The organism is Actinomadura sp. NPDC049753 (genome assembly GCF_040674655.1).
Classification (GTDB): domain Bacteria; phylum Actinomycetota; class Actinomycetes; order Streptosporangiales; family Streptosporangiaceae; genus Spirillospora; species Spirillospora verrucosospora.
The window spans coordinates 17,036-28,281 of the sequence record NZ_JBFARL010000106.1 but is presented as its reverse complement, the minus strand read 5'-3'; the positions used below and the strand labels follow the sequence as shown (position 1 = coordinate 28,281).

Annotated in this window: 11 protein-coding genes; 7 read left to right on the top strand and 4 right to left on the bottom strand. The window is 71.9% G+C overall.

The window, feature by feature from the left end; all coding sequences use genetic code 11:
- Positions 1-145: 145 nt before the first annotated feature.
- Entirely contained in the window at positions 146-1,765 is a 1,620-nt protein-coding gene (locus AB0K37_RS25080; protein ID WP_363985044.1) for an LCP family protein, read from the bottom strand.
- A gap of 182 nt (positions 1,766-1,947) precedes the next feature.
- Here AB0K37_RS25080 and AB0K37_RS25075 point away from each other — a divergent pair, with 182 nt between their 5' ends.
- Positions 1,948-2,802 carry a serine/threonine-protein kinase gene (locus AB0K37_RS25075; protein ID WP_363985042.1) on the top strand — a complete coding sequence of 285 codons (855 nt, stop codon included), beginning with the start codon at positions 1,948-1,950 and terminating at the stop codon, positions 2,800-2,802.
- 60 nt (positions 2,803-2,862) lie between these two features.
- On the opposite strand, the gene AB0K37_RS25070 is transcribed toward AB0K37_RS25075, so the two are convergent.
- Together AB0K37_RS25070 and AB0K37_RS25065 are read right to left on the bottom strand one after the other, a co-directional pair.
- Positions 2,863-3,429 (bottom strand): OmpA family protein, encoded by a 567-nt coding sequence (locus AB0K37_RS25070; protein WP_363985040.1) that lies wholly within the window; start codon positions 3,427-3,429, stop codon positions 2,863-2,865.
- Positions 3,426-4,001, bottom strand: coding sequence for a hypothetical protein (locus AB0K37_RS25065; protein WP_363985038.1), 576 nt, complete (start codon positions 3,999-4,001; stop codon positions 3,426-3,428). Before AB0K37_RS25065 ends, AB0K37_RS25070 begins: the two co-directional genes overlap by 4 nt.
- A 131-nt stretch (positions 4,002-4,132) precedes the next feature.
- On the opposite strand from AB0K37_RS25065, the gene AB0K37_RS25060 reads away from it, so the two are divergent.
- The 6 genes from AB0K37_RS25060 to AB0K37_RS25035 all read left to right on the top strand — a co-directional run bounded on the left by AB0K37_RS25060 (position 4,133) and on the right by AB0K37_RS25035 (position 10,783).
- Positions 4,133-4,783, top strand: a complete 651-nt coding sequence (locus tag AB0K37_RS25060; protein ID WP_363985036.1) for a helix-turn-helix domain-containing protein — start codon at positions 4,133-4,135, stop codon at positions 4,781-4,783.
- A gap of 297 nt (positions 4,784-5,080) precedes the next feature.
- Complete coding sequence (locus tag AB0K37_RS25055; RefSeq protein ID WP_363985034.1) at positions 5,081-5,911, top strand: hypothetical protein; 831 nt, start codon at positions 5,081-5,083, stop codon at positions 5,909-5,911.
- A 12-nt stretch (positions 5,912-5,923) separates the two neighbouring features.
- Entirely contained in the window at positions 5,924-7,921 is a 1,998-nt protein-coding gene (locus AB0K37_RS25050; RefSeq protein ID WP_363985033.1) for a fumarate reductase/succinate dehydrogenase flavoprotein subunit, read from the top strand.
- Positions 7,918-8,688: a succinate dehydrogenase/fumarate reductase iron-sulfur subunit gene (locus AB0K37_RS25045; protein WP_363985031.1), complete on the top strand. Its 771-nt coding sequence runs from the start codon at positions 7,918-7,920 to the stop codon at positions 8,686-8,688. Before AB0K37_RS25050 ends, AB0K37_RS25045 begins: the two co-directional genes overlap by 4 nt.
- Before the next feature lie 319 nt (positions 8,689-9,007).
- Positions 9,008-9,697 (top strand): Crp/Fnr family transcriptional regulator, encoded by a 690-nt coding sequence (locus tag AB0K37_RS25040; protein WP_363985029.1) that lies wholly within the window; start codon positions 9,008-9,010, stop codon positions 9,695-9,697.
- Between the two features lie 84 nt (positions 9,698-9,781).
- A complete protein-coding gene (locus AB0K37_RS25035) occupies positions 9,782-10,783 on the top strand; it encodes a LysR family transcriptional regulator (RefSeq protein ID WP_363985027.1) in 1,002 nt (333 codons plus the stop codon).
- Here AB0K37_RS25035 and AB0K37_RS25030 read toward each other — a convergent pair.
- Positions 10,780-11,220, bottom strand: a complete 441-nt coding sequence (locus AB0K37_RS25030; protein WP_363985025.1) for a MarR family transcriptional regulator — start codon at positions 11,218-11,220, stop codon at positions 10,780-10,782. The two genes, AB0K37_RS25035 and AB0K37_RS25030, sit on opposite strands and share 4 nt — an antisense overlap.
- Between the last annotated feature and the right edge of the window lie 26 nt (positions 11,221-11,246).

The window sequence follows — 11,246 nt, the reverse complement described above, 5'->3', positions numbered from 1 at the left end:
CGGCCTCCTGGCGACCTACCTGACGGGCGGTCTCGTCGCCCTCGGCATCATGATCGTCCGCCGGTCGCGCAAGGGCGAGTTCCCGTTCGGCCCCTCCATGCTCGCCGGGACGCTCGCGGCGATCCTGTCCGCCGTCGCCTGAGCGTCAGCCGCAGAGCTTGCGGCCCGCCTTGACGCCTCCGCCGATCTTGTTGATGGCGGGCGGCGCGAGGCGCACCCCGTTCGCCCCGATGACGAGCCGGACGCCGTCCCGCGGACCGGCGGGGTCGGAGGTGAGCAGCGCGTCCGGGACGTCCCGCGCGAGCGCCGACGCCTGCGCCTCCGCGGCCGGCGCGTAGACGAGGCGGCTCTCCGGTGCCGCGGCGGCCTTCTCGACCTTCTTCTCCACCGTGAACCCGCGCTGGCGGAGCTGGTTCACGACCTGTTTCACCCGGGCGTCCCGGGCGCCCGCGTCGACCACGGTGACACGCACCTTGCCGGGCGAAGGCGGCGCCGGCCGCGGCCGGGCGGGCTCGGCCGGCTCCGCGGGCAGCTCGTCGTCGTGCCGGATCGCCTCGAACAGCGGCTTCGCGAGCTCCTCGTTCCACTGGACGCGGTTGGGGTCCGGCGCGTATCCCTCCACGGGGACGGTGACGAACCGCACCTGGCCGGCGCTCATCCCTTTGAGCCCGTCCGCCAGCTTCCGCATCCCCGCCAGGTCCAGGTCGTCGTCGGTCGTCATCGACTTGGTGGCGGCCTTGAGGAACTTGTACGTCTTCGCCGGATCCGTGAGGACGGACCCGCTGGTGGCCTTGTCGACCACCGCCGCCATGAACTTCTGCTGCCGTTCGATGCGCTCCAGGTCGGAGCCGTCGCCGAGCGAGTAGCGCGCGCGCACGTAGCCGAGCGCGTCGTCGCCCTTCACGGTCTGCTTCCCGGCCTTCAGGTAGAGCTCGGCCCTCGGGTCCCTGACGGGCTTGTCGACGCAGATCTCGACGCCGCCGAGGGCGTCCACCATCCGCTTGAACCCGGCGAAGTCCACCTGCACGAAATGGTCGATGTGGATGCCGGTGAGCGACTCCAGCGTCTTCCACGTGCACGTCGGACCCGCGTACGCGAAGGCCGCGTTCAGCATTCCGAACTGTGCCGGGACGGTGCCGCCCTTCTCCTTCTTGCACGTCGGCATCTTCACCATCGAGTCGCGCGGGAAGCTGATCCCGATCGCCTGGTCCCGGTTCGGCGAGAGGTGCAGCAGGATCGTGGTGTCCGACCGCGCCCCGGCCATCCCCGGCACCGCGTACTCCGAGTTCTCGCCCTCCCGCGTGTCGGACCCGATCAGCAGGATGTTGAGCGACTTGTTGAGCTTCTTCGGCCGGTTCGCGCCGAGCTTGTCGCTGACGTGCTTCTGCTCGATGCCGCCGACGAGGTCGTGGTAGAGCCACGCCGCGCCGCCGCCCGCGGCCAGCAGCAGCGCGACCGCGCCGACCGCGACCCACCGCAGCCCCTTCCGCCGCCCGCCGCCCCGCCGGGCTCCGGTGGCGGTCCCGGTGGGCGCGGCGTCGTCCGGCCCGCCTTCATCCGCCTCCGCCTCGCCGGGCGCATCCGCCTCCTTGGCACCGTCCTCCTGTCCGGACGCGGCGGTGCCGGAGGCCGTCCCGGCTTCCGCGGAAGCGTCTCCTCCCGGGGAATCCGGTGCCGTGTCGCCGGCCGCCTCCGGGTCCGCCGGTGGCCGGCGGGCGGCCTCGTCCCCCGCGAGGTCGTCGCGGCGAGGGTCTTTGTCGCTCATCGGTCCCGTTCCGGGGCGGGCCCTGGGGAGGGCACGTGGTCTGCGTGGTCCGTCAGTTTAGGGAGGCCGCCGACTGGGGGAGCCTGTACCTCCACGTGTTAGATGCCTAGAACGCCCGTTCTGTTGACACGCGTGCGGAATCTGGGGTCGCGGGGCGGGCGGCCTTCCGTACGATCGGTGCCGTGGATTCGGGGTGGGTGATCGGCGGGCGGTTCACCATGCTCGACCGGATCGGGGTGGGAGGGACCAGCCGCGTGTGGCGCGCGTACGACCGCGCGGAAGGGCGGTACTGCGCGGCCAAGCTCGTCCGGCAGCAGGGCCCCACGTCGATGCTGCGGGTCGTCCGGGAACGGGCGCTGCGCATGGCGCACCCCCACGTGCTGACCCCCTACGCCTCGTGCATGGCGTACGACGACGTGCTCCTCGCCATGGACCTCGTGCGCGGGGGGTCGCTGGAGACGCTCCTCGGGGACTACGGCAGGCTTCCGCCCGAGTACGCGGCCGAGGTCCTGGACCAGTTGCTGGCCGCGCTGAGCCACATCCACGGCGCCGGGGTCGTCCACCGGGACGTCAAGCCCGCCAACCTGCTGCTGGAGCCGAGCCCGGTCGGGGCGCCGCACGTGCGGCTCGCCGACTTCGGGATCGCGCTGGGGGAGGACGACCAGCGCTTCACCACCACCGGCTTCGCCGTGGGGACGCCGGGGTACCTCGCTCCCGAGGTGCTCGACTGGGACCGGCCCGGCCCCCGGCAGGACCTGTACGCCGCCGGCATGGTCGCCTGGCGGATGCTGACCGGCGCCGGGGACCCCGCGCCGCGCCAGCGCATCGGCGTGCCGCCCCCCGGTGTGCCGCCCCTGCTGTGGGCGGTGGTCGCGCATCTGTGCGCGGCCGACCCGGCGCAGCGCCCCGCGCACGCCGAGGCGGCGCGCCGGGCGCTGGCGGCGTGCCGGCTGGAACTGCGCTTCCCCGTCCGCACGCTGGACGGCGAGCCCCTGCAGATCTTCGACCACCTGGGCCCGCCGCCAGCACCCGCGTGAGACGGGACCGGGCGATGCCGCCGCCGGGCCGCCCCGGTCGGCCGTCACCGCCGCACGATGTCAGCCCTTCTCGTAGACGATCTCGACTCGGCGGTTCTTGGCGCGGCCGGCGGGGTCGTCCTTGCCGCCCTGCTCGTTGGGGACGACGGGCTTGGTCTCGCCGTAGCCCCTGGCCTCGATCCGCGGGCTCGTCCCCGTCAGGACGCCCGCCAGTTCGGCCTTGACCGCTTCGGCGCGCTGCTCGGAGAGCGCCAGGTTGTAGGCGGGGTCGCCGACGGAGTCGGAGTGCCCCGACACCTGGACGGCGCCCCGGGCGTCGCGGAGGCGTGGCGCCAGCTCGGCTATGCGGCGGCGCGCGGCGCCGGTGAGCGTCGCCTTGCCGAAGTCGAACAGGACGTCCGCCGAGATGCGAACGGTGACCTGCCGCCCGCCGGCCTCTTCCTCCTCCAGGGGAATGACCGCCTGCTGGAGGTCGATGCCGTGCACGGAGGCGTCGGTTTCGATCGAAAGGACGCTCTGGGCCAGGTTCTGGTCCGGGACTCCGGGGTCGGCCCCGGCGACGGCCGGGACCGCGAGCACGAGGGCCAGGGCGCCCGCGAGGACGGCCGGACGGCGCACGCGGCTCACCGCTCGACCGGGACGTCGCGGAAGGTGGGCCATATGCCGATCTGCAGGTCGACGGACTTCACGTTCTCGGGCGGGGCGGCGAAGGTGAAGGAGAACGGGGTGGCCTGGTCGTTGGCCATGTTCGTGAAAATCTCGTCGGTCTGCAGGTCCTTGCCGCCGGAGTCCTTCACCACGACGTACCGCTTGAGGTTGACCGGGTCGATCAGCGCCGTGCCGAGCCCGTGCTCGCCGTTGAGGCGGTAGGCGTTGACGCGGGTCGGTCCGCCGGGGGGCACGTGCGGGGTGAGCTGCACGTTGAGGGTGGCCAGCCTCCCCTTCGCCCTGAGGCCCATGACCGCGATGTCGATCTTGGCGCCCTGGGCGATCGGGCTGTCGAAGGTGCCCTTCACCACCGGCTTGGCGGCGTTGTCGAAGCCCGCCCCGCCCACGGCGCCCTCGGCCTTCCTGCCGCCGGACGGGGACGAGGACGAGGACGAGGGCCCGTCCGTCCCCGGCAGGGAGCAGCCGGCCAGGCCGCCGGTGAGGAGCAGGGCCGTCGCGGTGGCGGCGCCCAGGCGATGTGCCAGGCCCATCGTCGATCCTTCCGATCTGTCACATATGCAAATGCGGTTTTCCGTGGCACGATGGCAGCGGATCCCGCTCAACCATGTGCGGTCGCGAATCTAGCGTTTGCATCTGTAAATCGTCAAGGGGGGCCGGTGAGGTGAGCGTCGCCGAGGACACGATCGCCCGGAACCGTGCGCTGCAGACCGAGTGGTACGGAGAACCGCTCGGCGACCGCGTCCGGCCGCTGCTCGGCCGCCTCGGGATGTCGCAGTCGGGGCTCGCCGGCGTGCTCGGGCTCTCGGCGCCGATGCTCTCCCAGCTCATGTCCGGCCAGCGCGCCAAGATCAGCAACCCGGCCGTCCTGCACCGCCTGATGGCGGTCGAGGACCTCGTCGCGGCCCCCGGCTTCGACGCGCTGACCGCCGCCGGGGTCCAGGCGCGCCTGGAGGAGATCAAGGCGGAGTCGGCGGCCACGACGTCGGGGATGCGCGGCGCGGTCTCCGGGCGCGTCCCCGCCGGGCCCGCGCCGTCGAGCCTCGAGCGCGCGGCGGAGCGAGAAGGCGGACGCGGGGCGGCCGAGCCGGCGCGGCTCGTCCAGGCCCTGCTGCGCGAGGTGGCGTCCGCCGCCGAGATCGAGGCGGCCGCCGGGCTCATCGCCGACCGCTTCCCCGATCTCGCCGAGGTGCTGCGGGTGTACGGCGCCGGACGCACGAGCGAGGCCGAGGAGCACTTCGCCCGGACCGTGCTGAAGCACACGCCCGGCGACCGGGCGGCCATGCCGGAGCGGTCTCGTCTCGATTCAGTTTGATCATAACGACTGGTTATGGGTCCCGAGGGGCGCGAAAGGGCGTTGAACGGGCTAAAGTCTGTGGTCAGGGTCACATGCGGGTCTGCCTGTTATGTATGTCACAGCTCCTGGCGGGTGGCGTAGGGTCGCTTCGCTGGAAGCGCACACGAGGCGTCACGGCCCGCATGCGGCACGGCCTCCGGCCGCCGCGCGCGGCCCGGCCGGGGCGCCCCGCCGCCGGCCGAGGCGCGAATGGCCGCATGGTGCGCGCGGACCGTGGTACGGGGACACGACGACCCGAGCTCAGGAGAGCGATCGATGACCACTGTGGAGGCGCCGGCCAAGTCGCGCGCCCAGATCAAGGAACGCACCCTCCGCAAGGACAACTGGCGCCTGTATCCGGTCACGACCTTCGTGATCTTCACGGCATGGGTGGTGTACGCGACCGTCCGGGCCTTCTGGGGCGCGGCCTTCTACGTGCCGGAGTTCCACTACCTGACGCCGTTCTACTCCCCGTGCCTGAACGAGATCTGCAACAACGTCACGGTGGACGGCCACACGGGCGACGCGGCGGAGTTCGGCACCTTCCTGCCGGCGGCCACCCGCGGCTGGATCCCCTTCGCGGCGATCTCGCTGCCGTTCCTGCTGCTGTTCCGGCTGACCTGCTACTACTACCGCAAGGCCTACTACCGCTCGTTCTGGGCGGCGCCGTCCGCCTGCGCCGTCCGCGAGCCGCACGGCAAGTACACCGGTGAGCGCCGCTTCCCCCTGATCGGCCAGAACCTGCACCGGTACTTCTGGCTCGCCGCCTTCGCGATCTCCCTGATCAACACCTGGGACGCGGTCCGCGCCTTCCACGGCAAGGACGGCGGGTTCGGCATCGGGCTCGGCACGGTCATCCTGGTCGCGAACGTGGTCCTGCTCTGGCTGTACACGCTGTCCTGCCACTCGTGCCGGCACATCGTGGGCGGCCGGCTGAAGAACTTCTCCAAGCACCCCTTCCGCTACCGGATGTGGGGCTGGGTGTCCAAGATCAACCAGCGCCACGGGATGTACGCCCTGATCACCCTGGGCTCGCTGGTGGTGGCCGACCTGTACGTCGCGCTGGTCGCCAGCGGCACCATTTCCGACCTGCGCATCTTCAACTGAGGCCAAGGAATCATGACTGAGATCGAGAGGCACCTCTACGACGTCGTGGTGATCGGCGCGGGCGGCGCCGGGCTGCGCGCGGCGATCGAGGCGCGCCTCCAGGGCAAGAAGACCGCGATCATCTCCAAGTCGCTGTTCGGCAAGGCCCACACGGTGATGGCCGAGGGCGGGGCCGCCGCCGCGATGGGCAACGTCAACGCCAACGACAACTGGATGGTCCACTTCCGCGACACCATGCGCGGCGGCAAGTTCATGAACAGCTGGCGCATGGCGGAGCTGCACGCCAAGGAGGCCCCGGAGCGCATCTGGGAGCTGGAGCTGTGGGGCGCGCTGTTCGACCGCACCAAGGACGGCAAGATCAGCCAGCGCAACTTCGGCGGGCACGAGTACCCGCGGCTGGCGCACGTCGGCGACCGGACGGGCCTGGAGCTGATCCGCACCGCCCAGCAGAAGATCGTCGCCCTCCAGCAGGAGGACCACGCCGAGCACGGCGACTACGAGGCCAGGCTGAAGGTCTGGGCCGAGACGACGGTCACGCGCCTGCTGAAGGACGCCGACGGGAAGATCTGCGGCGCGTTCGGCTACGTCCGGGAGACCGGCAAGTTCGTCGTGTTCGAGGCGCCCGCGGTGGTGCTGGCGACCGGCGGCATCGGCAAGGCGTTCAAGGTCACGTCCAACTCCTGGGAGTACACCGGGGACGGGCACGCGCTGGCGCTGCTCGCGGGCGGATCGCTGCTGAACATGGAGTTCGTCCAGTTCCACCCCACGGGGATGGTCTGGCCGCCGTCCGTCAAGGGCATCCTCGTGACGGAGTCGGTGCGCGGCGACCGCGGCGTCCTGCGCAACTCCGAGGGCAAGCGGTTCATGTTCGACTACATCCCCGAGGTCTTCAAGAACCAGTACGCCACCACCGAGGAGGAGGGCGACCGCTGGTACGACGACCCCGACAACAACAAGCGCCCGCCCGAGCTGCTACCGCGCGACGAGGTGGCGCGCGCGATCAATTCCGAGGTCAAGGCGGGACGGGGATCGCCGCACGGCGGGGTCTTCCTCACCGTCGTCGACCGGATGCCGGGCGGCGCCGCTGAGATCGTCAAGCGGCTGCCCTCGATGTACCACCAGTTCAAGGAGCTGGCGGACGTCGACATCACCAAGGAGCCGATGGAGGTCGGCCCGACCTGCCACTACGTGATGGGCGGGGTGGAGGTCGACCCCGACACCGGCGCCGCCAAGGTGCCCGGCCTGTTCGCGGCGGGCGAGGTCTCCGGCGGCATGCACGGCTCGAACCGGCTCGGCGGCAACTCGCTGTCGGACCTCCTGGTGTTCGGCCGCCGGGCCGGGCTCGGCGCGTCGGAGTACGTGGACGCCCTCCCGGCGCGTCCCGCCGTCCCCGACGCCGAGATCGAGGCGGCGACGGCCGAGGCGATGGCCCCGTTCGAGCGGGAGGGCGGCGAGAACCCCTACGCCGTCCACGCCGAGCTGCAGCAGACGATGAACGAGCTGGTCGGCATCATCCGCAAGGAAGAGGAGCTGAAGCAGGCGATCGAGTCGCTCGGCAAGCTCCGCGAGCGGGTCGCGGCCGTCAGCGTCGACCCCGTCGCGGTCGGCGACGGGCGCGGCTACCATCCGGGCTGGCACCTCGCGCTCGACCTGCGCAACATGCTGCTGGTGTCCGAGGCGGTCGCGAAGGCGGCGCTGGAGCGCCAGGAGAGCCGCGGCGGCCACACCCGCGACGACTACCCGGCGATGTCGCCGGAGTGGCGGAAGGTCAACCTCGTCTGCTCGCTGGCCGGCGACCCGTCCTCGCCGCACGTCGAGCTGAGGCGCCAGCCGCTGACGCCGATGCGGCAGGACCTGCTCGAACTGTTCGACAACGACGAGCTGAAGAAGTACCTGACCGCCGAGGAGCTGCCGGCGCCCCTCGCCGGGAAGGACCCGGCCGACGACGCGGAGGTCGCGCCGGAGCCGGGCGCGGACGACGCCGCGGAGAACGAGGAGGACGGCCGATGAGCTACGAGGCGAAGTTCAAGGTCTGGCGCGGCGACGACGGCGCGGGCGAGCTCACCGACTACACCGTCGAGGTGAACGAGGGCGAGGTCGTCCTCGACATCATCCACCGGCTGCAGGCCACGCAGGCGCCCGACCTCGCCGTCCGGTGGAACTGCAAGGCCGGCAAGTGCGGCTCGTGCTCCGCGGAGGTCAACGGCATGCCGCGGCTGCTGTGCATGACCCGGATGTCGACCTTCGACCCGGAGGAGACGATCACCGTCACCCCGGTGCGCACCTTCCCGGTGATCCGCGACCTGGTCACGGACGTGTCGTTCAACTACCAGAAGGCACGGGAGGTCCCCTCGTTCGACCCGGGCGACGCCAAGCCGGGCGAGCTGCGCATGCAGCAGGTGGACGTCGAGCGCTCGCAGGAGTTCCGCAAGTGCATCGAGTGCTTCCTGTGCCAGAACGTCTGCCACGTCATCCGTGACCACGAGGAGAACAAGCCCGAATTCGCGGGGCCGCGTTTCCTCATGCGCATCGCGGAACTGGAGATGCACCCGGCCGACCAGGCCGACCGGCGCAACATCGCGCAGGACGACCACGGTCTCGGCTTCTGCAACATCACGAAGTGCTGCACCGAGGTCTGCCCCGAGCACATCAAGATCACCGACAACGCGCTGATCCCGATGAAGGAGCGGGTCGTCGGCCGCAAGTACGACCCGCTGGTGTGGCTCGGCAGCAAGCTCGGCATCGTGCGCAAGGGCCAGGACACCCCGTCCGCCTGACCGCACGGCCTCTCGCGAACGTCCCCCGCCGCCCCGCGCGACGGGGGGGTTCGCGTTTCCGCCGCTCCCGTCACGGGGCGCCGTTCTGGCAGGCGGCGCTCCGTGGCCCGGCGGGCGGCGCGCCCCCGGCCCGCCGCCCGCCGTTCCGCCGTTCCCCGTGAACGCCGTGGACGCCGAGACGACCTCCGGCCGTGCACGCCGTGTCCAACACTGGCGCACCCTCGAATGTTCGAGTAGGGATAAGTGCACACAACGCGTGATTGAACCGTGATTCTTTACCGGGAGGCGGGAACGCTTCACGCCCTTTAGCGTTGTGGGCATGAGCGCCCCCGAAGGTTCTTTCCTCGGCGATCTCACTCCCGCGGAACGCGAGGAACTGGCGGCCCGCGGCCGCGTCCGCGAATTCGACCGGGGGGAGACCCTCTTCGTCGAGGGGGAGGACCCCGGCTGGGTGGCGATCCTGCTGCGGGGCCGGGTCAAGGCGTGCGCCTACCGCGAGATGGGCGGGGAGACCCTCCTGGCGGTCCGCGGTCCGGGGGCGCTGCTCGGCGAGGTCGCCGCGATCGACGGGCTGCCCCGCTCGGCGACGGTCACGGCGCTCGAACCGGTCCGGGCGCTCGCGGTGACGGCCGAGGAGTTCAGGGCGTTCCTCCAGGCGCACGGCCGCGTCTCCGTCCTCATCATGCGGATGCTGTGCCAGCGCTGGCGCGACGCCGACCGCAAGCGCGTCGAGTTCGGCATGTTCGACGCGACGGGCCGGGTCGCGCAGCGCCTCGTCGAGCTGGCGGAGCGGTTCGGCGTGCCCTACGACCGGACGGGCGCGGCAGGGGGCGACAGTCTCCAGATCACGCTGAACCTCTCGCAGGAGGAGCTGGCGAGCTGGGTGGGCGCGTCCCGCGAGGCGGTCAGCAAGGCGCTGCGCACGCTGCGCCGGCACGGCTGGATAGAGACGGGCCGCCGGCGCGTCATCGTGCACGACCTCAAGGCCTTACGCCGCCAGGCGCGCTGACCCGGTGCCGGGCGCGCTGGTCCCTCGCCGGGCGCGCTGACCCGGTGCGAGGCAGGCGCCGCCGTGGCCCGTACGCTGTGCAGGATGCAGTTGCAGCAGCTCGCCTACTTCGTCGCGGTCGCCGAGGTACGCCACTTCACGCAGGCCGCCGAGCTGCTGCGCGTCGCGCAGCCTTCGCTGTCCAAGCAGATCCGCGCGCTGGAGAACGAGCTGAACGTGTCGCTGTTCAGCCGCGCGCGGGGCAACATCACCCTGACTCCCGCCGGTGAGGCGCTGCTTCCCCTGGCGAAGCGCATCCTGGCCGACGTCGACACGGCCCGCCTGGAGGTGCAGGAGCTGGTCGGCCTCAAGCGCGGGCGGGTGCGGCTCGGCGCGACGCCGTCCCTGTGCGCGGGCCTGCTGGCGGACGTCCTGCGCCGCTTCCACGACGCGTACCCGGGGATCCAGCTCATCGTCGAGGAGGGCGGCTCCCGGGACCTCGTCCGGGAGCTGACGCGCGGCTCCCTGGACATGGCCCTGGTCATCCTTCCCCTGCACGGCGACCCGCCCCTGGACACCACGCCGATCCTGCGCGAGTACCTGGTGGTGGCCTCCCCGGCGGGCCCCGAGCCGGGCGCCCCGGAGCGCCTGCCGAAGCCTCCCCAGCTCCCGCGCCGCTCGTACCTGCGCATCCAGGACCTGCGGAACCACCCGCTGGTGATGTTCCGTCCCGGCTACGACCTGCGCGAGGCGACCATCAGCGCGTGCAGGGCCGCGGGGTTCGAACCGAGGTTCGCGGTCGAGGGCGGCGAGATGGACGCCGTCCTGCGCTTCGTGGAGGTCGGCCTCGGTATCGCGGTCGTCCCGAGCATGGTGCTGGCCGGGCGCCCCGGCCTGCGCGGGACTCCGCTCGTCCTGGCCGACGAGGAGGCGCGCCGCGGCCGCCACGGTCCCGGCCTGCTCCGCACCATCGCGCTCGCCCATCGCAAGGACGTCGAGCTCACCCACGCGGCCCGCGCGTTCCAGGAGACCCTTCAGGCGTTCCTCGTGGAGGCCGCCCTGGCGGGCAGCCTCCCGGCCGGCGTGGAGACGCTGGTCGACGCCTAGTCCCGGAGTTCCTCCGCGGCTTCACGGAACGCCGTCGCCGCCCGCGTGAAGTAGTCGAACAGCACCTCGCGCTGCTCGTCGGTGTACCCGCCGAGGATCTCGCCGATCCGCCGGCGCGCGGGCGCGAGGACGCGGTCCAGGTCGGCCGGCGCTCCGACCGGTTCGACGATGACCTTGCGCCGGTCGTCCGGGGACGGGACGCGCCGTACGTAGCCGCCCTGCTCCAGCCGGTCGATGAGCCGGGTGGTCGGCCCCGTCGTCAGACCCGTCCGCGCGGACAGCTCGCCGGGGGTCATCGCGCCCGCCAGATCGAGGATGTTCAGCGCGTACAGGTCGGTGCCGCCCAGGTCGCAGGCCCGTGCGCCGGCGTGGCCATGGAGCATGACGGCGCTGAGATAGCGCCGGTAGGTCTCGGACGCGTCGCCGGATGTTGACATGCCGCCCCCCGCCCCCAGGCTCTCTT